Source organism: Sutcliffiella rhizosphaerae, from assembly GCF_917563925.1.
Lineage (GTDB): Bacteria > Bacillota > Bacilli > Bacillales > Bacillaceae_I > Sutcliffiella_A > Sutcliffiella_A rhizosphaerae.
Window position 1 is genome coordinate 1 of sequence record NZ_CAKJTJ010000001.1, and the last position, 21,994, is coordinate 21,994.

At 38.0% G+C, this 21,994-nt stretch carries 23 protein-coding genes and 2 riboswitches; of the genes, 5 read left to right on the top strand and 18 right to left on the bottom strand.

The window, feature by feature from the left end; translation table 11 throughout:
* Positions 1-394: 394 nt before the first annotated feature.
* The 5 genes from efp to LRP81_RS00025 form a co-directional block, all read right to left on the bottom strand.
* A complete protein-coding gene (gene efp, locus LRP81_RS00005) occupies positions 395-952 on the bottom strand; it encodes an elongation factor P (RefSeq protein WP_230499189.1) in 558 nt (185 codons plus the stop codon).
* Positions 953-1,047: 95 nt separating this feature from the next.
* On the bottom strand, positions 1,048-2,109 hold the full coding sequence (locus LRP81_RS00010; protein ID WP_230499190.1) for a M24 family metallopeptidase: 1,062 nt from the start codon (positions 2,107-2,109) through the stop codon (positions 1,048-1,050).
* Positions 2,106-2,549: a type II 3-dehydroquinate dehydratase gene (aroQ, locus tag LRP81_RS00015; RefSeq protein WP_230499191.1), complete on the bottom strand. Its 444-nt coding sequence runs from the start codon at positions 2,547-2,549 to the stop codon at positions 2,106-2,108. The genes LRP81_RS00010 and aroQ overlap by 4 nt, the downstream gene beginning before the upstream one ends.
* Before the next feature lie 34 nt (positions 2,550-2,583).
* Positions 2,584-2,751 carry a hypothetical protein gene (locus tag LRP81_RS00020; protein WP_230499192.1) on the bottom strand — a complete coding sequence of 56 codons (168 nt, stop codon included), beginning with the start codon at positions 2,749-2,751 and terminating at the stop codon, positions 2,584-2,586.
* Between the two features lie 16 nt (positions 2,752-2,767).
* Positions 2,768-3,295 carry a YqhR family membrane protein gene (locus LRP81_RS00025; protein ID WP_230499193.1) on the bottom strand — a complete coding sequence of 176 codons (528 nt, stop codon included), beginning with the start codon at positions 3,293-3,295 and terminating at the stop codon, positions 2,768-2,770.
* 257 nt (positions 3,296-3,552) lie between these two features.
* Between LRP81_RS00025 and LRP81_RS00030 the strand changes: the two genes are divergently transcribed.
* Positions 3,553-4,500: a DUF1385 domain-containing protein gene (locus LRP81_RS00030; RefSeq protein WP_230499194.1), complete on the top strand. Its 948-nt coding sequence runs from the start codon at positions 3,553-3,555 to the stop codon at positions 4,498-4,500.
* 85 nt (positions 4,501-4,585) lie between these two features.
* A complete protein-coding gene (locus LRP81_RS00035) occupies positions 4,586-4,987 on the top strand; it encodes an SA1362 family protein (protein WP_230499195.1) in 402 nt (133 codons plus the stop codon).
* Positions 4,988-5,063: 76 nt separating this feature from the next.
* Here LRP81_RS00035 and LRP81_RS00040 read toward each other — a convergent pair whose 3' ends face one another.
* The 5 genes from LRP81_RS00040 to LRP81_RS00060 form a co-directional block, all read right to left on the bottom strand.
* On the bottom strand, positions 5,064-5,948 hold the full coding sequence (locus LRP81_RS00040) for a patatin-like phospholipase family protein (protein WP_230499196.1): 885 nt from the start codon (positions 5,946-5,948) through the stop codon (positions 5,064-5,066).
* Positions 5,949-6,077: 129 nt separating this feature from the next.
* A complete protein-coding gene (gene mntR, locus LRP81_RS00045; RefSeq protein ID WP_230499197.1) occupies positions 6,078-6,500 on the bottom strand; it encodes a transcriptional regulator MntR in 423 nt (140 codons plus the stop codon).
* Between the two features lie 91 nt (positions 6,501-6,591).
* On the bottom strand, positions 6,592-7,023 hold the full coding sequence (locus LRP81_RS00050; protein ID WP_230499198.1) for an NUDIX hydrolase: 432 nt from the start codon (positions 7,021-7,023) through the stop codon (positions 6,592-6,594).
* 75 nt (positions 7,024-7,098) lie between these two features.
* Positions 7,099-9,669: a vitamin B12-dependent ribonucleotide reductase gene (locus LRP81_RS00055; RefSeq protein ID WP_230499199.1), complete on the bottom strand. Its 2,571-nt coding sequence runs from the start codon at positions 9,667-9,669 to the stop codon at positions 7,099-7,101.
* A 433-nt stretch (positions 9,670-10,102) separates the two neighbouring features.
* Entirely contained in the window at positions 10,103-10,939 is an 837-nt protein-coding gene (locus LRP81_RS00060; RefSeq protein WP_230499552.1) for a lipoate--protein ligase family protein, read from the bottom strand.
* 388 nt (positions 10,940-11,327) lie between these two features.
* Here LRP81_RS00060 and LRP81_RS00065 point away from each other — a divergent pair, with 388 nt between their 5' ends.
* Complete coding sequence (locus LRP81_RS00065; RefSeq protein ID WP_230499553.1) at positions 11,328-11,651, top strand: rhodanese-like domain-containing protein; 324 nt, start codon at positions 11,328-11,330, stop codon at positions 11,649-11,651.
* Positions 11,652-11,698: 47 nt separating this feature from the next.
* Here the strand turns inward: LRP81_RS00065 and LRP81_RS00070 are convergent, their stop codons facing one another.
* The 4 genes from LRP81_RS00070 to gcvT all read right to left on the bottom strand — a co-directional run bounded on the left by LRP81_RS00070 (position 11,699) and on the right by gcvT (position 16,245).
* A complete protein-coding gene (locus tag LRP81_RS00070; RefSeq protein ID WP_230499200.1) occupies positions 11,699-12,190 on the bottom strand; it encodes a DinB family protein in 492 nt (163 codons plus the stop codon).
* Positions 12,191-12,316: 126 nt separating this feature from the next.
* Positions 12,317-13,783, bottom strand: coding sequence for an aminomethyl-transferring glycine dehydrogenase subunit GcvPB (gene gcvPB, locus LRP81_RS00075; RefSeq protein ID WP_230499201.1), 1,467 nt, complete (start codon positions 13,781-13,783; stop codon positions 12,317-12,319).
* On the bottom strand, positions 13,780-15,126 hold the full coding sequence (gene gcvPA, locus LRP81_RS00080; RefSeq protein ID WP_230499202.1) for an aminomethyl-transferring glycine dehydrogenase subunit GcvPA: 1,347 nt from the start codon (positions 15,124-15,126) through the stop codon (positions 13,780-13,782). The genes gcvPB and gcvPA overlap by 4 nt, the downstream gene beginning before the upstream one ends.
* A 15-nt stretch (positions 15,127-15,141) precedes the next feature.
* A complete protein-coding gene (gene gcvT / locus LRP81_RS00085; protein WP_230499203.1) occupies positions 15,142-16,245 on the bottom strand; it encodes a glycine cleavage system aminomethyltransferase GcvT in 1,104 nt (367 codons plus the stop codon).
* Positions 16,246-16,316: 71 nt separating this feature from the next.
* Positions 16,317-16,409, bottom strand: a riboswitch (glycine riboswitch).
* Between the two features lie 3 nt (positions 16,410-16,412).
* Positions 16,413-16,512, bottom strand: a riboswitch (glycine riboswitch).
* 256 nt (positions 16,513-16,768) lie between these two features.
* Between gcvT and LRP81_RS00090 the strand changes: the two genes are divergently transcribed.
* Together LRP81_RS00090 and LRP81_RS00095 are read left to right on the top strand one after the other, a co-directional pair.
* On the top strand, positions 16,769-18,466 hold the full coding sequence (locus LRP81_RS00090) for a DEAD/DEAH box helicase (RefSeq protein ID WP_230499204.1): 1,698 nt from the start codon (positions 16,769-16,771) through the stop codon (positions 18,464-18,466).
* Entirely contained in the window at positions 18,444-19,262 is an 819-nt protein-coding gene (locus LRP81_RS00095) for a YqhG family protein (protein WP_230499205.1), read from the top strand. Before LRP81_RS00090 ends, LRP81_RS00095 begins: the two co-directional genes overlap by 23 nt.
* A 157-nt stretch (positions 19,263-19,419) precedes the next feature.
* Here the strand turns inward: LRP81_RS00095 and LRP81_RS23425 are convergent, their stop codons facing one another.
* From LRP81_RS23425 to LRP81_RS00110, 4 genes are all read right to left on the bottom strand, one after another.
* Positions 19,420-19,719: a DUF5658 family protein gene (locus LRP81_RS23425; protein ID WP_399206695.1), complete on the bottom strand. Its 300-nt coding sequence runs from the start codon at positions 19,717-19,719 to the stop codon at positions 19,420-19,422.
* 211 nt (positions 19,720-19,930) lie between these two features.
* Complete coding sequence (locus LRP81_RS00100) at positions 19,931-20,176, bottom strand: cytoplasmic protein (RefSeq protein ID WP_230499206.1); 246 nt, start codon at positions 20,174-20,176, stop codon at positions 19,931-19,933.
* A gap of 64 nt (positions 20,177-20,240) precedes the next feature.
* Positions 20,241-21,107: an AraC family transcriptional regulator gene (locus LRP81_RS00105; RefSeq protein WP_230499207.1), complete on the bottom strand. Its 867-nt coding sequence runs from the start codon at positions 21,105-21,107 to the stop codon at positions 20,241-20,243.
* 78 nt (positions 21,108-21,185) lie between these two features.
* Positions 21,186-21,989 carry a GNAT family N-acetyltransferase gene (locus LRP81_RS00110; protein ID WP_230499208.1) on the bottom strand — a complete coding sequence of 268 codons (804 nt, stop codon included), beginning with the start codon at positions 21,987-21,989 and terminating at the stop codon, positions 21,186-21,188.
* Positions 21,990-21,994 lie beyond the last annotated feature (5 nt).

A 21,994-nucleotide genomic window follows, 5' to 3' on the forward strand; every position in this document is an offset into this window, starting at 1 on the left:
GAAAAAGAATAAAAAAGAAAAGGAAAAAGGCAATTTTCCGCTTAAAAAGCAGACGGAAAATTGCCTTTGGGCATTCATTTTAGATTACTGAAATAAAAAACGTAACTTTTTCAGTGGCCTATTCACTTCTTGGGGGCATTTTAGTGTCAAGACAAAGGTACTTTTTCTTAAAGTTAATGCAATTCCCATGTTGATCGTAGTGAAAGACACGAAGACTCCTGCGGGAGGAAGGGACATGGGAAGCCCCACAGGACGCAGTCCGAGGAGGTTCCCGGACCGCCCGCGGAAAGCGAAGCGTCTGTAACGAAGATCAACAGTTCAATGCAAAGACTAAAAAAATGGGTTTGTCAACAGTCTGAAATGCCCCCATCACTTCTTGGGGGCATTTTTGAAATTACGCTCTAGAAACGTAAGAAGAGTCCGTCGTATTAATAATTAAAACATCGCCTTCATTAATAAAGAATGGTACGTTTACAGTCACACCTGTTTCCATAACTGCAGGCTTGGAACCACCAGAAGCAGTATCACCTTTAATTCCTGGCTCTGTTTCTGCCACTTTCAATTCTACTGTATTTGGAAGCTCTACTCCAAGAGTTTCACTTTGGTACATCATGATGGATATTTCCATGTTTTCTTTCAAGAATTTCAGCTCATATTCAATTTGAGCAGAAGGAAGTTCCAACTGGTCGAAGGATTCAGTATCCATGAATACATGCATATCGCCATTTGCGTATAGGTATTGCATTTTTCGGTTATCGATTTGTGCTTTTGCCACTTTTTCACCAGCACGGAATGTTTTTTCTTGGATTGCACCGTTACGAAGGTTACGAAGTTTTGAACGAACGAACGCTGCACCTTTTCCAGGTTTTACGTGTTGGAAATCAAGAACACGCCAAATACCATTGTCCACTTCAATTGTTAATCCTGTACGAAAATCGTTTACTGAAATCATTAAATTGTTCCTCCTAAAGCCATGTAATTAGGGATAACTTATTCGTATTGTAACCTTGAGTTGAAAACTCTAGTACACGAAAAAAGAGATGCCTTTTACAAAATAATAAGTTCTTTTGTAGAGAAGGAAAGTGTTTCGTTACCTGTTTCTGTAACGATTGTATCGTCCTCGATACGCACTCCACCTAATCCAGCTACATAAATTCCTGGTTCTACAGTTACAACCATTCCTGGCTCTAACACCGTTTCAGATTTCACTGATAAAGAAGGGCCTTCATGTACTTCCATTCCAAGGCCATGGCCAGTGGAATGACCGAAATACTCCCCATAGCCTTTTTCTGTTATATAGTCACGGGTAAGTGCATCCGCTTGACGGCCTGTGATTCCGGCTTTAATACCATTCATTCCACGTAATTGCGCTTCTAAAACAATATTGTAGATGTTACGAAGCTCATCACTTGGCTCTCCTACTGCAATGGTTCTCGTAATGTCAGAATTGAAACCTTTATAATGAGCTCCAAAATCCATCGTTACAAATTCGCCTTTTTCGATTACCTTATCAGACGCAACACCATGAGGCAGTGCTGAACGGTAGCCAGAAGCAACAATAATATCAAACGATGAAGATACTGCACCTTGTTTGCGCATGAAAAATTCCAACTCATTAGAAACATCTAATTCTGTTAGTCCAGGTTTAATATATGTAAGAATATGCTCAAAAGCAGCGTCTGCAATTTGGGTAGCTTCCTTTAATATCTTAATCTCTTGCTCACTCTTAATCAAGCGTAACTTTTCAATAACTCCTGAAACTGGAACAAGATCTGTTTTAATAGTGGATTTATAGTTTAAATAGGTGGAGAAGGATACATGGTCCTGCTCAAAACCTAGCTTCGTAATCCCTAATTCCTTCACGACATTGGCGATCTCTTCTACTAACCCGCCTTTATGCTGAACGATATCGAATCCTTCACATTGCTTTGCTGCTTGCTCAGTATAGCGGAAATCAGTAATAAAAACCGCCTTTTCCCCTGAAATGACAGCAACTCCTGCAGTCCCAGTAAAGCCAGTAATATATTGGCGATTTGTCGCACTTGTAACGAGTAATGCATCAATTCCAGAAGTTTGGAATGACTCTCTCAATTTGGTTATTTTTGTCATTGTGTTTCCCCCTCTACTTTTTTCATTATTGCTTGTATTGCTAACTCATAGCCATGGAACCCAAGTCCGACAATTTGTCCTGCGGTTACAGCCGCTAAAACAGAGGTATGTCTAAACTCTTCTCGTTTATGTATGTTGGAAATATGAACTTCCATTACTGGGATGCTAATGCTTGCAATAGCGTCACGTATGGCATAACTATAGTGTGTAAATGCCCCAGGATTCATTACTACACCATCATAGCTCTCTTCTGAATCATGGAGTATATCAATCAGCTCACCTTCATGATTACTTTGAAAGAAATTCATATCCACATTCTGTATCTTCCCATAAGCTAACAGCCGTTCTTCTAGATCTTTCAATGTCTGGTTGCCATATACATCTGGCTCCCTCATCCCAAGCCGGTTAAGATTGGGTCCATTGAGAATTAGTAAGCGCATTGCTTCAACACTTCCTTTCAAAAGAAAAGAATGTTCACTTACTGAACATTCTCAGACAATTGTTTTCGTTTGTCGACTTTGTCATTTGCACATATACCCACACAGTCAAATTACCAAGGTCAAATGCTCCGACTGGCACATCTGTAATTTTTAATACCTTGTCTGTACAATGAAAATGTTCAATTACTGAACATTCTATCATATTTCCTCATTTCCTACTACTCATTTGATGATGAATGCCCTTGTTCTTTTAGGCTTTGTTTTTGGCTTTGCATCTCATTATGCTCAAAAGATATGGAATATCCAACAAATACCCCAAAGAGGATATAGAGACAGATATTTGTCACATTCGTATCCAAAGTCAGTTCTCTAACTGTTTTAATAGATGGGAACATTGGGTTTAATAGAAAGAAAACTAGTGCCCAAAGAGCTCCTCCATAGATAATTCCTATCCAAAACTGGTTGAATTTTTTTAATGCCATAGAGTAAATAAGAGCTGCACCAATTCCAAATAGTCCAAGGAGAATGACGCTGATAATATGACCAAGCCAACCTTCCTTCCAATTTCCGAGTGCCCAAGGCTGTAGTACAACATTCGGACTTATTTCGGTAAAGCTGAAACTATATGCACAATAGCCAATTAAACTCCAGAAAACACCTCCAATGAAGCCAGTTACTACTACCTTGGTCATAAAGCTCATTGGTTCTTCCCGTTCATTTTGTTCTAATTTCTTTTTCTCACTCATCTTTTTTCTCCCTTTTATAATGATAATTTACCCTTATCCTTCCAAAAAGTAGAATGAAACATTCATGAAAAAGAGGAAACAAGAAAATGTTATAGAGTAGAGGTTTTTGAGCTTTTCGGGTAGAATATTAAATGAAGGCACATTTTTGCTATAAGTGTAAATAGGTTAGTGTATTGTAATTTTTGTCATGTTATCAATGATTAAATTCTAAGTAAAAAGAATTATTTTCTTCTAAGAAAAGTTAGGTTGGTGCTATTATGTCAAATGATTCAAAACCAGTTTATGGAGGACAAGCGGTAGTAGAGGGTGTAATGTTTGGAGGTAAACGCCATTATGTTACCGCCATCCGTAGAAAAGATGATTCTATTGAATATCTTCATGTTCCAAGAAAATCAAATCCCTCCTTACAGAAACTAAAAAAAATCCCCTTTTTACGAGGAATTGTAGCGATTGTAGAGGCAGCAGGAAATGGTTCTAAGCATCTAAACTTCTCAACAGAGCGCTATGATGTAGATCCTAGTCAAGATGAGGAAGAAATATTTAATAAAAAGGAACCTTCCAAACTTGAAATGATACTTAGTGTTGCAGCTGTTGGAATCCTATCTTTTATTTTCGGGAAGTTTATCTTCACACTTGTTCCTGTATTTCTAGCAGAATTAACAAGGCCGATTTTTTCTACTGACTTTTCACAAATTTTCATTGAAACTATTTTTAAATTGATGCTCTTGTTTGCCTATATATATTTTATTTCTTTCACCCCTATTATCAGGAGGGTTTTTCAATACCACGGGGCAGAGCATAAAGTGATTAATGCTTTTGAAAACGGGAAGGAGTTAACTGTAAGCAATATCCAAGCAGAATCTCGTTTGCATTATCGCTGTGGGAGTAGTTTTATCCTATTTACTGTAATTGTAGGTTTCTTTGTTTATTTGCTTGTTCCAACAGATCCACTCTGGGCGCGTATTTTAAATCGTTTAGCACTTATTCCTGTTGTTCTTGGGATCTCATTTGAAGTGTTACAGTTAACCAATAAAGTTCGCGATATTCCAGTTTTAAAATTATTAGGTTATCCTGGACTTTGGCTTCAACTACTTACAACGAAGGAGCCAACAGACGATCAAGTGGAAGTTGCCATACATTCTTTTAACAAACTGTTAGAGCTAGAAGAAGATTCAGAGAAAAAGATTACAGAAGAAATAGTATAAAAATCAGCAACAAGCCTTATCCTAGAAAATATACTATAAAACAATCAGTGATGGTAACTTGCTGGTTACCTGGGAGGTGGCACAGATGAAAGGAAGCTTTCGAAAACCGATATTTTATACTCTCATATCATTAGCAGCTTTTGCTTTAATAGTGAATTTGTTTGAAAATCCAGGTGGATTATTTAGGAGTATCCTTTTAATAATTGGTGGTGTGACTGTCTTTTATCTCATTTTCCGTCATTTTATCCAAGGTAGATTGGGTGGGGGAACAGATTCACGCTATAATAAGGCAGTAAAACAATCTAAAAAGAGATACGGTTCCACAGGTTCAACAAGTTCTTCAAGTGCATCCAATTCAAGTGTCAGCCCAATTACAAATAAGGATCGTGCAAAATCCAAGCCTGCGGTACCAAAAAGAAAGGCACCAACTCATCTTACAGTAATTGATGGAAAAAAGGGCAAAAAGAAAAACCGAGCTTTCTTTTAACGGAAGTGCGGTTTTTTTTCTTCTTTAGTGCCTTGCACCTAAAGATCACAATAACGATTCAGTTACCGAATTTTGTTCAGTAACACCACCTCACCAAAAATGCCTCTGCTCTTTTTTTGCCAATTTCCACAAGTCCTCTTTTTCGTTCTTCCGTTAAGGCAAACTCTGTGACAGAAATGTGATCCATTGGGATGAAAATAATATCTTTTTCATGCCTGGAGGAAATATGTTTCGCATCATGGGCATCTTTCATCGTTTCAAATAATGCACCAAACATAGTAATGGCATTATTTATCTGATTTACTGGACGATCCTCTTGCTTGGCGCTTAATTTAATTCCAAGCACCGGACGAACTTTTGGTATTCTATCATTATCAAAAAGCCATATAGGAAAATTGCTCAGTACACCCCCATCAACGAATAAATAGGTGACACCTTTGCTTTTTATTTTGATTGGTTCAAAAAAGTAAGGAATACTACAGCTCATTCGAACTGCTTTGGCCACTGAAAAATTCTTAGGATCAATTTGATATTGCGGAAGATCATCTGGAAGCACAGCTATTCTACCACCTGTTAAGTCAGATGCAATAATTCGCAGATAATCTTTAGGAAGATCCCCAAATGTGGTTACTCCTTTTTTGGCTAATTTTTCTGCTAACCACTTTTCCAGAACATCCCCCTTATATAGCCCTAGACGCCAATAAAGTAATATCCATTTTGTAATCGGGGAAGGTAAAAATGTCCTTCGTTGATCCAAGAAGTTCATAATATCTGTTTCTGCCATCATTTCATAGATTTCATTTGCCGTATATCCAGCAGCTGAAAATGCAGCCACAATGGAGCCTGCACTCGTTCCTGCAAGCCTTTGAAACTGTAAGCCTCGAGCTTCCACAGCTTTCAACGCACCAATTAAGGCAAAACCTTTGATTCCCCCACCCGAAAAAACGCCATCTATTTTCATAGGGACCCCCTCAATCACCATACTCCTTTTACATCATAATGTGGGGGAGCCTAGATTATTCCGACAAATAAAAAAACAGAGGCTGTCCAGAATGACGTAACTGTCGTCTATCAGCCCCTGCATGTTTATTTAGTTATCTTCACTTTGCTTTTGTATGGATTGAAGCGCATTTATTCGCATTTTATCTTCTTCAAAGTATTGGACTAAATCACCAATTCTATCAATGGCATTCCAGCTTAAGTGATGCTCAATACCTTCCACGTCGTCATAGATATTTTCTTCCTCTACACCGATTACCCGTAAAAATTGTTCTAATAGTTCGTGACGATATAGTAAGCGTTTTCCTATTTTTTTCCCTTTAGCCGTCAACACAAGGCCTCGGTACTTTTCATAAATTAAGTACTGGTCCTTATCAAGTTTTTGAACCATTTTCGTAACTGAAGATGGATGAACTGCTAGTGCTTCTGCAATATCTGATACCCGTGCATACCCTTTATCTTCAATAAGCTTATAAATTTGTTCTATGTAATCTTCCATACTTGGGGTTGGCATGATATCCCTCCATTTCCAATCCACGTCCTAAAGCCGTCCAATAAAATGATACCTTAACTTAGAAAGGATGACAAGCAAGTGATTGATTAGTTTAAGAAGTCTTTTTTCTGAGTAGGTAAGGTACTGTCGATATTTTTTCTGAAAAATTTATTGGTTGATTAGTTAAATATATGTAGCTTTCTGCTTCATCCACTTTCATCCATGTTACATCTTCTATCTCATCAGGCATGGAAATATTAATTTTACCGCCGGAAATACTTCCTGTAAAAAGAAAAAATATTACATGATGTCCTCTATCTTCAAAGAAAGCTTCTTGAATGGTAAACACATCATGAATATTTACATCCAAACCGGTTTCTTCTCTAACTTCTCTCACTGCTGCTTGCTGCAGAGTCTCTCCTGCTTCTACCGCTCCACCGGGTAAAGTAAAATAAGAACCATTTGATCCTTTGTTTTTAACCATTAATACTTTTTCTTTCATCTCGTCAAAAAGTAGTACATACGCGACATCGACTCGTTTCAATAGTTTTCACCCTCTCTTTTCATCAATAAAAACGAACACAACATCATCTAGATATTGTGTTCGTTCGATTGGTCATTATAAACCACACTTCAGTTGTGAACCACAGTCTGTACATGTGTTGCATCCACCAATTTCTTTTACTGTTCCAACACGACATACCGGGCAAGTATTTCCGACTTCCGATCCGTATTGAACATTTGTGGAACGAAGATCATTAATGGTTTCCAGTAACACTACTGGTTTTTTAACTACATCTTCCATCTGGATTTGTTCACTTTCTTCTTCCATGGAGTTTTCTTCCGCCTTCAAGGTTAATACTTGTGAATCACGGCTTCCGTCAACATAAACCGTTCCACCTTTTGCACCACCATTATAGAGGCGTTCATACACTTTTTTCACTTGATCGACTGTATAACCTTTCGGTGCGTTAACCGTTTTTGAAATTGAGCTGTCAATCCAGTTTTGGATAATGCATTGAACATCAGCATGTGCTTCTGGTGATAATTCCATGGCAGAAATGAACCAATGCGGTAAGTTCTCTCCATTTGCTTCTGGGTTGGCATTCAAGTATTCCTGGACAATATCTGCCTTTACTTCAATGAACTTCCCTAATCGTCCACTACGGAAATAAGAGAAGGAGAAGTATGGCTCAAGTCCAGTTGATACTCCCACCATTGTTCCAGTAGAGCCTGTTGGCGCAACGGTCAACAAATGGGAGTTACGAATACCAGATTGAAGAATTCCAGCTTTAATATCTTCAGGCATTTTGCTCATGAAGCCTGTTTTTGTAAAAGCTTCACGCAACCTGTTTGTATCTTCTGCTGTTGCTCCTTGTAAGAATGGAAAACCTCCCTTATCTTTTGCAAGTTCGATAGAAGCACGGTATGCAGTAGTAGCAATGGTTTCAAATACTTTTTCAACCAATTCATTACCTTTTTTGCTTCCGTATTCCGTTTCACAGTAGATAAGTAAGTCATGCAGTCCCATTACACCAAGACCAACTCGGCGTTCACCAAGTGCTTGCTTTTTATTTTCCTCTAAGAAATATGGAGTCGCATCAATAACATTGTCTTGCATGCGCACACCGATTTCCACCGTTTTCTTCAATTTATCAAAGTCTACCGTCTTAGTTTCTTTATTCGCAAATTGTGCCAAGTTTACTGCTGCCAAGTTACAGACTGAAAATGGTGCGAGGGGTTGTTCCCCACATGGATTGGTTGCTACAACCTTTTGTCCGTATGCTTTGGCATTTGTCATATCGTTAGCATTGTCGATAAAGAAAATTCCAGGTTCTGCTGAGTATGTGGCACAAATATTAACAAGGTTCCAAAGCTCTTTTGCTTTTATTTTTCTGTACACACGTACTTTTTTACCAAGCTTTTCCCATTCGCGAACGTCTCCGATTTCAGCCCAGCTTTCATTATAAACGTTCATTTCCTCTTTATTATATGATTCCACATCAGGAAAACGAAGCTCAAACTCTTCATCTTTTTCCACAGCTTCCATAAATTCATTTGTTAGTGTGATAGAAATATTTGCACCTGTTAGGAACTCAGAATTATGAACGGTATAAGTACCGCCAACTTTTAATTTTTGTTCTGCATCTTTTATGTTCTGTTCTGTAAATCCACCATAGCCAGGGATATGCTTGAAATTCGTAATAGATTGATACATGGTCACTTCCTGATCAGTAAGTGGGGTGAATTTCAATTTATCTTCTGCAGCTTTTTTAATGCTTTCATCATTCGTGTTTTCTATTAGATAGCGAAGAATTCTCGGATTTTGCATCTTTGAAATGATGAATTCTACTATATCTGGGTGCCAGTCTGCCAGCATAATCATTTGTGCTCCACGTCTTGAACCACCTTGTTCCACAAGATGTGTTAGCTTTGCAATATCGTCAAGCCAAGATACACTCCCTGAGGATTTGCCGTTCACACCACGAGCCAGTGCGTTACGGGGGCGAAGTGTCGATCCATTTGTTCCGACACCCCCGCCGCGGCTCATAATTTCCATTACCTGCTTACGATGCTCAGAAATACCTTCCCTTGAATCTTGTACAAATGGCATGACATAGCAGTTAAAATATGTCACATCTGTATCTGCACCAGCTCCGTACAATACTCTTCCAGCCGGTACGAAGTTCATATTGACAAGCTCATGGTAGAACTTCTCAAACCATTCTTGACGTTTTTCTTCTGTTTCTTCAACCTCTGCAAGGCCCCTTGCATTTCGTTTTGCAATTTGTTCGTAGAAAATCTCCAAAGGTTTTTCAATAACATCTAAAGATCTGACGACGACACCGGTTTCTACTTCTCCCTCTTTTGTCAGCACTCCTCGATATTCTTCTTCAATTAGGACAGAAGCCTTTTTGGTAGTCATGTCAATATCTTGTATGTAACCAAGACCTCTTGCAGGGAATTTTGGATCTTCTTTGATTGTTAACACAACAAAGTCGCCTGCTGTCAAGGTAACTTTTTCTGTATCTTTGAATGCGTAGCGATCTAACATAACAAGACGGGAAACACCTTTATGGGTTGTGGTCATGTTTTCTGTAACGGGGAATACTTGTGGGAACAAGCTAATATCCTTGTTTAGGCGTTCTACATCGATTTTTTGTTTGTATTCATTCAATGCAATCGTCATGCTTACAACTCCTCTAAAACTATTATTTCTATCAAAATTTACTTAAGTAAAATTTGTTTGTACTCATACGTTATCACAGAAATGCATTCGATATCAACATATAGTACTTAAAATATTTTAAATACTACTATATATTGATTTTTGGTGAATAAAATCTAAATTTGTCAAATTGCAAAATCCTTAATATAGTGAGAAAAATAAAGAAAATTAACGTTCTAGTTCTTTTTTTCCTTTTAAACAACGGATTTTGTCAGTTGCGTAAAATTGCAAATTATAGCGAAGTGATGAAATCAACGTTTGAAGAAATTCCTCCCTTTTTCCGAAAAAAAAATATATATTTTTCCGGGTTTATTTTTACATATCTTGTTTATCTTAATTTTCTCTCAACTAGATATAGTAAAAAACAAAAAGATAACGAGAATACTACTTCCCGTTATCTCTTATAATTCCACTCGTCAGTGGAATATTTTTTTTGCATTATTGCATGAACTTTTGCCAGTTCTTCTACTGTTAGTTCATGTGGTTCAAGCTTTATATTAAGTGCCTTTTCAAAACCATTGTAAAATGCCTGTTTTGCTTCATCAATAGTAACTGGAGTCTCTCTTAATGCGTTAATCGCTACCGCTTTATTTTTAAAGTTATTTTGCATTCTTTCCTTTACTCTTTCACTTGGATAGTTAAAAAGGCTGAACAATAAGTCTTCATCAATATCAAGTAAGATAGAGCCGTGCTGAAGGATGACTCCTTTTTGACGAGTCTGAGCACTTCCTGCAACTTTTCTACCCTCTACTACAAGCTCATACCAAGAAGGTGCATCAAAGCATACTGCCGAGCGTGGGTTTTTAAGTCCTTGTTTTTCCTCTTCCGTTTTAGGAATAGCAAAATACGCGTCAAGTCCAAGAGCTTTAAATCCTTCCAATATCCCTTCTGATATGACACGATAGGCTTCTGTTACGGTATTCGGCATTTCCGGATGATTTTCAGACACGATGACACTATAGGTGAGCTCTTTATCATGAAGCACTCCCCTGCCACCAGTTGGTCTTCTCACAAAACCAAGTCCCGTCGATTTTACTTTTTCCATGTTTATTTCTTTTGCTACTTTTTGAAAATAACCGATAGATAACGTAGGAGGATCCCATCCATAAAAGCGGATAGTTGGAGGAATCATCCCCTCATTTTGCCAGTCAAGCAACGCTTCATCCAATGCCATGTTAAAAGCAGGAGATTGTTTTTTCGAATCAATAAATCTCCAAATTTCCTTTGTCATACTATGTACCTCATTTACATCTTTATGATGACTGATTCTATCAAACTTTCCCCTTAAATTCAAAGTTAAAGCTTGGGAAAAATCAATCATAAATTTTTCAATATTTCCTGGATATTTAAGCGTTAACAACATAATCTCTCTATAATACAGTATTTTTAATACCTCTAATTCTAAAATGACGCAAAGTGCCAATATTTTCAATCATCAATAGGACATACAATTGCTATATCTTTCCTATTGCGATAATTGAACTTACTGAAAAGGATGACATTTAAGACAAGCTTTTATATAATATAATTTAGTAGAAAAAGATTAAGAGGGGTTGTCTAGTTTGGGTTTATACGTAACATTAGCTATTATTGGGGGATTTATTGCCTACTCCGTCATTATGTTTATCTATCAACGAAAAATTCTTACTTCATTATCTGAGGAAGATTTTCGTGCTGGCTATCGCAAGGCTCAATTAATTGATGTTCGCGAACAAAAGGAATACGAAGGTGGCCATATTTTAGGGGCAAGAAATATTCCTATTTCTCAGTTAAAAATGAGAATGAAAGAAGTGCGACACGACCAACCAATTTACCTATACTGCCAAAATACATTGCGCAGTGGCCGCGCAGCTCAAATGTTAAAACGCAAAGGTTATACACAGCTTTACCAGCTAAAAGGCGGCTTTAAGCGTTGGGGCGGTAAAATTAGATCTAAAAACTGATCGTTTATGAAGAGCACTTACCTGCGTGGGAGTGCTCTTTATTCATTTTATTTGATAGCAAGAACTTCTCGAATTTGTTCCATATGTCTCTGCTCGTGAAAACCAATTAATTTAACCCATTGTTGTATAGAAAGGTAACCAATCCAACGGTGTTTGAAACCGAAATTATGTAAGGCGTTATCGTCCACTTCAATGATAAAGGCATTAAGCATATCTCTTGAATTATTTAACATTTTTATTAGCTTTTCTTTGGAAAATGCTTCTTCAGTTGGTACAAGTTCATCAGGAGCTTCCATTTTATTAGTACGGTTAGCAAGGATTTTCGCAAGATTCAATTCTATTTCTTCTACTTTTTTTTGCTTGTGAACTGCATTTTGCAGCCCGGCAACAATTTTACTTTCGGCAAGATAAAGGTGCTCTACATTCTGTCCGATTGTCCATTTGTTATCTGGCTTTTTTTTGTGTAGCTTTTCTTCTGGGATGTTAGCAATTAGTTCGAGCAATTCCATTCTTATATTGTAGGTCTCCTCGTAGTACATATGTGTAATCCCTCCTTATTCTTATACTATTATCATACAAGATATTAGTTGTGACTAGATAATTTTATTCTTCCAAAAACGTTCATAAAAAGAGAACAGGTCTCCCTGTCCTCTATAACTACCTCATTATGCTTCTTTCTGATAACGCAAAACTGGCTTACGAGCAGCCAGTGTTTCATCCAGACGCTTAATCACCGTTGTGTGAGGTGCTTCTTGTACAACTTCTGGATTTTCTTCAGCTTCACGGGCAATTTGAATCATTGCCTCAATGAAAGCATCCAATGTTTCTTTTGATTCTGTTTCCGTTGGTTCGATCATGATACACTCTTCCACATTTAATGGGAAGTAGATAGTTGGTGGATGGTAACCGAAATCAAGCAGACGTTTGGCAATATCCAACGTACGCACTCCTAGCTTTTTCTGGCGCTTTCCAGAAAGTACAAATTCATGCTTGCAGTGTCTGTCAAACGGTAAGTCGTAATGCTCTGCTAGACGGCGCATCATATAGTTTGCGTTCAACACGGCATATTCTGTTACGGCCTTTAATCCGTCTGGCCCCATTGTACGAATATATGTGTAGGCACGTACGTTGATGCCAAAGTTCCCGTAAAATGGCTTTACACGGCCGATAGAATCTGGACGATCATAGTCAAAGCCATATGTGCCGTCATCTTTTTTCACAACTAGTGGTTTTGGTAAGTAAGGAATAAGGTCTGCTTTTACTCCCACTGGACCTGAACCAGGACCACCACCACCGTGAGGACCAGTAAATGTTTTGTGTAAATTTAAGTGAACAACATCAAAGCCCATGTCTCCAGGACGTGCTTTGCTTAAAACCGCATTTAAGTTAGCTCCATCATAGTAAAGCTTTCCGCCAGCTTCATGTATAATCTTCGCCATTTCTAAAATGTTCTCTTCAAAAAGCCCTAGTGTATTAGGATTTGTGAGCATTAAAGCCGCAGTATCTTCTCCTACAACTCTACGTAGGTCTTCTAAATCTACTAAGCCGTTTTCATCGGACTTAACTGTAATCGTTTCAAGTCCAGCAACAGTTGCTGAAGCAGGGTTTGTCCCGTGGGCAGAGTCAGGAACGATAACTTTTGTGCGGTTAAAATCATTGTTTGCTTCATGATACGCACGAATCATCATAAGACCAGTCCACTCGCCATGCGCTCCAGCTGCTGGTTGCAATGTTACTTCATCCATACCAGTGATTTCAATAAGGTGTGCCTGCAAATCGTACATTAATTCAAGTGCGCCTTGTACAGTAGATTCATCCTGTAATGGGTGAATATGGGCAAAGCCAGGAAAGCGTGCAACATTTTCATTAATTTTTGGATTGTATTTCATCGTACAAGATCCAAGCGGATAGAAACCAGAGTCCACACCATGGTTACGATTGCTAAGTGCAGTGTAGTGACGCATTATATCAAGCTCTGAAACTTCTGGTAGTTCAGGTGCTTCCTCGCGGATATATTCTGCTGGGAAAAGTTCTGCTAAATCTACTTCCGGAACGTCGTTTTCCGGTAAGCTGTAACCTATACGACCCTCTCTGGACAATTCAAAAATGAGTGGTTGATTTTGCTTATTCATTGCTGATTAGCCCCCAATTCTCTCGCAAGTGTGTCGATTTCTTCTTTTGTCCGTAATTCCGTAACAGCCAAAAGCATGTGGTTTTCAAGCTCTGGATAATAAACTCCAAGGTCATATCCGCCTATGATGTCCTGTTCAAGAAGCTTACAATTTACTTCTTTGATCGGTGAAGTTAGCTTTACAACGAATTCATTGAAGAAAGGACCATTAAATGTAACTTCTAAGCCTGCTTCTTCAAGTGCGGTTTTCGCATATTGGGCTTTTTGAATGTTTTGGACTGCCATATCTCTTACACCTTTTTTACCTAGTGCTGTCATAGCAACAGATGCTGCAAGTGCATTTAAGGCTTGGTTAGAACAAATATTGGATGTTGCTTTGTCACGGCGGATGTGCTGTTCACGCGCTTGAAGGGTTAACACAAAGCCACGTTGTCCTTCTTCATCAACAGTTTGTCCAACTAATCTTCCAGGAACCTTACGCATCAATTTATTGGTTACAGCAAAATAACCGCAGTGTGGTCCACCAAATTGTGTTGGGATACCAAATGGTTGGGCATCACCTGTCACAATATCTGCTCCTAATTTACCTGGAGGTGTTAATGCACCAAGCGCTAACGGATTAGAGGATACGATAAACATACCTTTATCTGTATGTGCCAGTTTTTCAATTTCTACTAATGGTTCAATTTGTCCAAAGAAGTTTGGATATTGAACCATCACTGCTGCTACATCATTTGTCATCATTTCTTCCAATGCAGCAACATCGGTTACACCATTCTTCGTAGGGATTTCAACCACTTCTACATATTGCCCATTAGCATATGAGTTAACCACAGCTCTAGCTTCAGGATGTACAGCGCCAGAAATTAATACTTTTTTCTTCTTCGTATGTCCGCATGCAAGCATAGCAGCCTCTGCAAAGGAAGTTGCACCGTCATACATAGAGGAGTTGGCAACATCCATTCCAGTCAATTCACAGATCATAGTTTGAAATTCGAAGATTGCTTGTAGCTCCCCTTGAGAAATTTCTGGCTGATATGGCGTGTAAGCTGTATAAAACTCAGATCGTGAAATAACATGATCCACAATGACTGGCATGTAATGGTCATAAACACCAGCACCTAAAAAGGATGCGTGATTTTTTAAATCTTTATTCTTAGAAGCTAGTACGCTCAATTCTCTCATTAATTCTGATTCAGATTTCGCACGTTTGATCTTTAATTCGCCATCAAAACGAACGCTTTCTGGAATATCAGAAAATAATTCATCTATTTTCTCTACTCCAATAACTTGTAGCATTTCTTGAATATCTTGATCCGTCATAGGTAAGTAACGATGTTTCATGTGAGTTCCCTCCTGTTAGTTTTTTGGGCGTTGATAGAAAGGTGTTTGAACAACCTTTGCTTTTAAACGTTTCTTTCGAACTTGTACTTCCACTTCTGTTTCAAGATTTGTAAATTCTTTTTTCAAAAGGACAAGACCTACGTTTTTCTTTAAGGTTGGAGATTGCGTTCCTGTCGTTACTTCCCCTACTAGTTCATCCCCGACATACACTTCATAACCATGACGTGGAATTCCCTTATCAATCATTTCAATTCCAACTATACTACGTGGTGCGCCATTTTCTTTTTGTTCCCTTAAAACGTCTTTCCCAAAAAAGTTCTCTTCTTTATTTGTCTTAACTGCAAATCCGATACCCGCTTCAATTGGAGTAATATCTTTAGAAAGCTCTTGACCATAAAGGGCAAGCTTCGCTTCAAAACGCAAGGTATCACGAGCACCAAGCCCACATGGAACCAATCCATCTTCTTTACCGTTTGTTAAAAGAGAGTTCCAAAGCGATACAGCATCTTCCTTTTGACAATAGATTTCAAATCCATCTTCCCCTGTATAGCCTGTTCTAGATACGAGTGCGGACACCCCGTCAATCACGACATTTTCTTTAAATTTAAAAAATTTAATTTCTGATAAGTCAGTTTCAGTTAGCTTTTGTAAAATTTGTTGAGCTAAAGGACCCTGTATAGCAAGCTGGGCAATGCCCTGGGATATATTTGTTACTTCTACCTCTTCTGTCGCGTTACTCTTTAACCAGTCGTAGTCTTTTTCAATATTAGATGCATTAACAACAAGCAAGTAATCATTGTCCGCTTTTTTATAGACAAGTAAATCATCCACTGTTCCACCGTCTTGATAACACATGGCGGTATATTGTGCACCACCATCCTTTAGCTTGGAGACATCATTTGTCATCATTTTTTGTAAATACTCTAGGCTTTCTTTTCCCTTTACTTCCACTTCACCCATATGGGAGACATCAAATAATCCGGCTTTCGTTCGCACTGCCTCATGCTCTTCTTTAATACTTGAAAATTGCACTGGCAGATCCCATCCACCAAAATCTATTGTTTTGGCACCGTTCTCCTTGTAAACATCATACAAGGGTGTTTTTTTCAATTCCGTCATTACTTATCTCCCCTTTATCATTCGTTTTGGGCTCAAAAAAAGGACAGAGAAACTCCTTATAACTAAAGAGTCCCTGTCCTTTGCACCTGAAAGTTTACCTTATGTATCAAGGCTTTCCCCTTTGGTGGTTCACGCCACAAGCTGTGCATGAACTCTCTCCAGAGCCGCGTCCAACAAGAGTCTTTTTGCCTGAGAGATTCACATGGATACTGCTTGCTCCTTCGGCGCTGCCCGTATATAAAAGGCAGTCTCTCCCCTTGTTCTCATTCGCTTATTATAATTTTCCCTAACATGGTCATACTAGATTAAATAGTGGAAACCAAGTAGGCTTATTGCTACTAAAAGCACACTATTATCCTACCATTACATAAAGGAATCTGGCAATATAAAAACACTTATTATTATTATTTTTATATAGCTAAATGTTCGTCTTTATCACTAGGTTTTATTATAATTTCCAAATGAAAACGCTATCCTTTTGCAACAAACTAAAAATCGGAGAATTCAGAAAGGATGCACTGCAATGAATATTGAAGTTGTTTTTGATCATCAGTGGCAGGAAGAATTGCAAAAACGAATGACGGATGATGGTCCTTGGGCAAATTATGAATTATATAAATTGGCATTAGAAGTGGAAAAGAATCTAAGTATCCCAGCGTTTGAAGGATTATTAGCACCTGCTCATCTTCCACAATTAACACCTCTTCCACATCAATTAGAAGTGGCAACAAATGTAGTAGAAGAAATGAATGGTAAAGCAATTTTAGCTGACGAAGTAGGACTTGGGAAAACCATTGAAGCAGGACTAGTATTAAAAGAATATATGATTCGAGGATTAGTAAAAAAAGTGCTCATTCTTGTACCAGCATCCCTCGTTTCTCAATGGGCAATGGAGTTGAATCAAAAATTCTACATCCCTGCCATCGCACAAAAAAAAAGTTATGTATGGGAACAATGCGATGTCGTGGTGTCTTCCATCGATACAGCCAAAAGAAACCCTCATCGTGACATAATTAACAGTCTTGAATATGACATGGTTATCATCGACGAGGCACATAAATTAAAAAATAATAAAACCAAAAACTATGAGTTTGTCCAGAACCTTAAAAAGAAATTTTGTCTACTTTTAACCGCCACTCCCATTCAAAATAAAGTCGAGGAGATTTTTAATCTCGTATCTTTGTTGAAACCTGGCCATCTTGGAAGTGAGAGTAATTTTACAGAAGTGTTCCAAGCAAAGAATCGTAAACTAGAAAATGACGAGTATTTAAAGGAACTTGTCAATAAGGTTATGATCAGAAACCGACGCGGAGACACAGGTATTGAATGGCCAAAAAGAAATGTCAAGTCATGCCTCATTGAATTCTCGAAGGAAGAACAGAATCTATATGATGCCATTAATCAATTAAAGCAAGACCCATTTGTTCCGATTACAAGTCAATTTTCCATTATGACCCTTCAAAGAGAGGCATGTAGCAGTAGGGAAGCCGTCTATTACACCGTGAAAAATATGATTGAGCGTAAACAGAACGAAAACCCCCATTATAAACCGTCGGATGGTCTAGTGAATATTTTTCAAAAAATTGACCTTGTTGGAAGGAACTCTAAAGCCGAAAAAGTGTTGGAATTAATAAATGAGGTAAATGATAAAGTAATTATTTTCACAGAATACAGAGCCACCCAAATGTATTTACAATGGTTTTTAAAACAAAATGGTATAACCTCAGTACCATTTCGTGGTGGATTTAAAAGAGGTAAAAAAGACTGGATGCGGGAGCTTTTCAAAAATCATGTACAGGTACTGATAGCAACTGAAGCCGGCGGTGAAGGTATTAATCTTCAATTTTGTAATAATATCATCAACTATGACCTACCATGGAATCCGATGAGATTAGAGCAACGAATCGGTCGTATCCATCGTCTTGGTCAAGAACGAGATGTTAATATCTACAATTTTGCTACTAGCAATACAGTAGAAGAACATATTTTAAAGTTACTATATGAAAAGATAAACCTTTTTGAACGTGTAATTGGTGAGTTGGATGATATCTTAACGAAGCTAGAGATAAAAAATCTGGAGGAACATATTCAGGATATTATGCTTCACTCAAAATCAGAAGGTGAAATGAAAATAAAAATGGAGAACCTCTCTTCCATAATTGAATATGCTGACCAATTGAATAAGGAGGATGAACCCCATGCAGCAGCGGGAAATTCATAGATTTCTGGAGCGTTATTTTTCTGCAAATAGTTGTGAAGTGATTGAAAACACAAATAGCCACCTTACTGTCCAATTAACGGTTGATATGGATAAGGAACTGATGAACAGACCATTTTATTGGCACTATCTTGAAAAAACAGGTGGAGTTCCAAACCCCATGAAATTAACGTTGATCACAGACAGCAATCTTGCACCTGAAGAGCTTAAAGGAGATCATGTTCACTTCGGATCACCAAGAATGCACCAAATATTTGAATCAACGAAAAATTTGGCTGGCTATATCCGTTTATATGAGAACGTCTCCACTCATCATAACGCAGGCCATTTCCCCCTACATCCATGGATGAATGTAAATTTAAAAATAAGCTTTCAATGTGACAGGAAAAGAGATGTGATTAAATCACTTGGAATTCATCTTATTACCGGGGCAATTGTGGAAAATTTTCAAACTGAAGTGGAGAGGGTCAACCTTACACCGAAAATCCCTGACTTCTGCTTTACGATGACACCAATCATAATGCCTGTCAGCGGTTTGTCAAGACTTGAACATTATATAAATGGATATATATTAAGTCAGGACCATAAATGGGCAGAAGATGCTAGAAAAAGATGGGATAATGACAGGAGACTTCTAGAGCATTTTTATGAGGATGTGGATGAAAAGCCTAATTCTTATGAAACTGAAATGAAAGCCTTACAAGAACAATACGAACCAAAAATCCACGTTAATACTATTAACGGTGGCTTGTTCTATTTAAGTCCTTCGTTTTTGCAAATGGTACACAGTGGTAGTTGACCGTTATCACTGTGTACTCCAGATGATCCATACAAAGCAAAAGCTCAATGAACAAATATTTCCATTCTCCTTTGTTCCCTCTGAGGGTAAATAGTGAAAATCTTACCTTATTTGAATCACACGCGCCTAGACTACTAGCAGAATATTTTACAGAATCTTACGTTTTATTGAATAGCCAATATAAATGTAAAACACATACAAAGCTATAGCACGCTACAGCAATTATTGTGAATGATTTTAAGACGGTAGAGGTAAGGAGTTTCTTACTTTTAATAAAGTATATCAGTAGAAGGGATAGACCCAATTTCAACGTGATAAATATGTGCGGATTAGTTTCATAGAGAGAACGCATTAGAGGATTGCTTTCTTCGATGAGTTTGAACGAAAGTCCATAAAATGTGGCAACGCCGTCAAAGATATTTAGAATAAGTAATAGGAGTAGTAGCTTTTTTATCATAGTAATACCTCTTTGTTCTTTTTTAAGAACAATTATAATTTATCACAGTAAGTAACGCAAACTTTTTTGTTCTTTATTAAGAATAACGAATGGTATTCGATAGGATTTAAAGTTGCTGGTCTCGGATTAATAATACTTGTTTTGGATTTATTCCCTGTTTTATTGCCGCTCTAACAAAAAAAGCAGCCACATATGGGCCACTTACTCTCTTTTAGAACCAATAATTTTTCATTTCCTTCAAAAATAATGGCGTAATTGAAAGTCCTGAACTTTCACCTATTACCGCATCTGTTCCGCATTTAGGACAAATAGCCGTATCTTCATCGTCTATCCATTCTACTATTTCAGTTGGATGATAAACTTCTAAACAATAAAAACATCCACATCTATTATCCTTCTTTAAATGCTCCCGGTGATTACTGCTAAACCTATGAGCTGATTGTAAAGTACTTTTCATGTTCTAAACCCCACTTCTCAAATCAAAAAGAGCAGATAACATACTGCCCTCTTTTGCTAGCTGTTTACTTAATAGGAATCCATATTTCTGAATAAAGATCTGGACTGGACGGATCTTCATCGGTATACAATTCAAATTCAGGTGTACCAGCATGCTCGTGACTAGTAGATGGAAACCATTCGGAGAAAATTTGTTTCCAAGCTTTCTTCATGGCATCTGGCATCGAACCTCTAACTTCAAATATCGCCCATCTTGATGCAGGTATTTCCATACTGTCCATCCCTTCAGGTGCATCACCTTCGGCTGCAGTTGCAACCCAATACTCAATAAGCTCCTTCTTTTTCATATCATCAGATGACACATTACAAACACCAAGGACACCTGTTACAGGTCCATCATTCCTTTGAAATAGTTTTGCTGTGACTCCATTTTGATTCACCTCTTCCCATAACTTTGGAATCTCTGATGTTTGTGCATCATTCTCATAAGAAAAAATTCTCTTTACTCCCACTACTTTAAACGCTTTCTTGCTAACTACTTTGTAATTCATCGGATCTGCCCCTTTCAAAGTTACCTGGATGACCAGGCGATTATAGGATTGCAGCTTTCCTTGGAGCTTTCGCACTTCTGTTGGAGAAGTCCCATGCTGACGGCGGAATGCTTTTGTGAAAGCCTCGGGAGTTTCGTAACCAAATTGAAAGGCAATATCGATGATTTTACGATCTGAGGTTAATAGTTCTTGTGCTGCGATAGAAAGTCGGCGGCGTCTGATATACTCCCCTACTGGTATCTCTGTCAGCATCGTAAATACCCGTTGAAAGTGAAATGGAGACATTGTTGCATGACGAGCAACTTCTTCGATGTCTATTTGCTCTCTAAGGTTATTTTCGATATATTCTATCGCTCTTTGAATGGATTCAACCATTGCCATTTAGCTCTCACTCCTTACTTATATCCTATCAGGCAACTAATCCCCTGACCTGTTTAGAAATGCTCTATTTTGTCAGGTTTAGACAAATCGAATGTCAGCTATTTTTCCCTTTTCTTTAAAGCCAATATCCTGATAAATTTTATTGGCAGCAGGATTTTTCAAGTCAGCATAAAGCATGGGAGTAAGCCTTTCCTCCAGAATGACTGAACTAACGTTAGCGACTAAAGCACTAGCATAACCCTGTTTTCTAAATATTTCAGGTGTAAATACGCCATTAATCCTTCCATGTCTAGGAGAACGGTGCGCAATATTTGCCATAGAGACAATTTCACCAGCTGCCTCCCATAGATACACATTTCCACTACGAATCATCCTCTCCGCTCCAGATAATTGAGATGATGGTTCAACATGCTCACCATATGCATCCTTCATAAAACCAGCTAAGAATGACGCCACCTTTTCTACATGATCTAGTTTTGCTAAAAGCAGATTTCCTAAAACCCCATGTACAGGAATCACTTCTGGGCATTCGTATGCTTCCATCCACATATGGGTATTCCATTGTTTATTGCGTAATTTCGCATAATAATCGGCAAACAAGTTTGCAACCTCTACTCTACCAGTAATCCCTGGAATATCTCGATCGCCAAGATGCTCCACTAGTTCATTAAGTGTTCCTTGATTTAGGATATCATCAGATAACCAAATCCATCCATTATGGTCAGGTGTTTGCGCGAACACTAAATCTCTACCTGAATTTGTCAAACATACTGTTCCTTCAGTCTCAACAATTCGATGTATTAAATTGTACACCACTTCGTCTTTACTAAAATTACTTCCATTCGCAAACAATAAATCCCCTTTTTCAAATTCCATGAACATTGGTA

What these genes read in the sequence shown, in the direction of transcription:
- mntR (WP_230499197.1), bottom strand. Translation starts at nt 6,500, where the DNA reads ATGCCAACCCCAAGTATGGAAGATTACATAGAACAAATTTATAAGCTT.
- LRP81_RS00055 (WP_230499199.1), bottom strand. Translation starts at nt 9,669, where the DNA reads ATGACGATTGCATTGAATGAATACAAACAAAAAATCGATGTAGAACGC.
- LRP81_RS00095 (WP_230499205.1), top strand. Translation starts at nt 18,444, where the DNA reads ATGCAGCAGCGGGAAATTCATAGATTTCTGGAGCGTTATTTTTCTGCA.
- LRP81_RS00030 (WP_230499194.1), top strand. Translation starts at nt 3,553, where the DNA reads ATGTCAAATGATTCAAAACCAGTTTATGGAGGACAAGCGGTAGTAGAG.
- LRP81_RS00035 (WP_230499195.1), top strand. Translation starts at nt 4,586, where the DNA reads ATGAAAGGAAGCTTTCGAAAACCGATATTTTATACTCTCATATCATTA.
- LRP81_RS00070 (WP_230499200.1), bottom strand. Translation starts at nt 12,190, where the DNA reads ATGTACTACGAGGAGACCTACAATATAAGAATGGAATTGCTCGAACTA.
- gcvT (WP_230499203.1), bottom strand. Translation starts at nt 16,245, where the DNA reads ATGACGGAATTGAAAAAAACACCCTTGTATGATGTTTACAAGGAGAAC.
- gcvPA (WP_230499202.1), bottom strand. Translation starts at nt 15,126, where the DNA reads ATGAAACATCGTTACTTACCTATGACGGATCAAGATATTCAAGAAATG.
- LRP81_RS00090 (WP_230499204.1), top strand. Translation starts at nt 16,769, where the DNA reads ATGAATATTGAAGTTGTTTTTGATCATCAGTGGCAGGAAGAATTGCAA.
- LRP81_RS00065 (WP_230499553.1), top strand. Translation starts at nt 11,328, where the DNA reads ATGTTTATCTATCAACGAAAAATTCTTACTTCATTATCTGAGGAAGAT.
- gcvPB (WP_230499201.1), bottom strand. Translation starts at nt 13,783, where the DNA reads ATGAATAAGCAAAATCAACCACTCATTTTTGAATTGTCCAGAGAGGGT.
- LRP81_RS00025 (WP_230499193.1), bottom strand. Translation starts at nt 3,295, where the DNA reads ATGAGTGAGAAAAAGAAATTAGAACAAAATGAACGGGAAGAACCAATG.
- LRP81_RS00020 (WP_230499192.1), bottom strand. Translation starts at nt 2,751, where the DNA reads ATGATAGAATGTTCAGTAATTGAACATTTTCATTGTACAGACAAGGTA.
- LRP81_RS00040 (WP_230499196.1), bottom strand. Translation starts at nt 5,948, where the DNA reads ATGAAAATAGATGGCGTTTTTTCGGGTGGGGGAATCAAAGGTTTTGCC.
- LRP81_RS00110 (WP_230499208.1), bottom strand. Translation starts at nt 21,989, where the DNA reads ATGTTCATGGAATTTGAAAAAGGGGATTTATTGTTTGCGAATGGAAGT.
- efp (WP_230499189.1), bottom strand. Translation starts at nt 952, where the DNA reads ATGATTTCAGTAAACGATTTTCGTACAGGATTAACAATTGAAGTGGAC.
- LRP81_RS00100 (WP_230499206.1), bottom strand. Translation starts at nt 20,176, where the DNA reads ATGAAAAGTACTTTACAATCAGCTCATAGGTTTAGCAGTAATCACCGG.
- LRP81_RS00060 (WP_230499552.1), bottom strand. Translation starts at nt 10,939, where the DNA reads ATGACAAAGGAAATTTGGAGATTTATTGATTCGAAAAAACAATCTCCT.
- LRP81_RS00010 (WP_230499190.1), bottom strand. Translation starts at nt 2,109, where the DNA reads ATGACAAAAATAACCAAATTGAGAGAGTCATTCCAAACTTCTGGAATT.
- aroQ (WP_230499191.1), bottom strand. Translation starts at nt 2,549, where the DNA reads ATGCGCTTACTAATTCTCAATGGACCCAATCTTAACCGGCTTGGGATG.
- LRP81_RS23425 (WP_399206695.1), bottom strand. Translation starts at nt 19,719, where the DNA reads ATGATAAAAAAGCTACTACTCCTATTACTTATTCTAAATATCTTTGAC.
- LRP81_RS00105 (WP_230499207.1), bottom strand. Translation starts at nt 21,107, where the DNA reads ATGGCAATGGTTGAATCCATTCAAAGAGCGATAGAATATATCGAAAAT.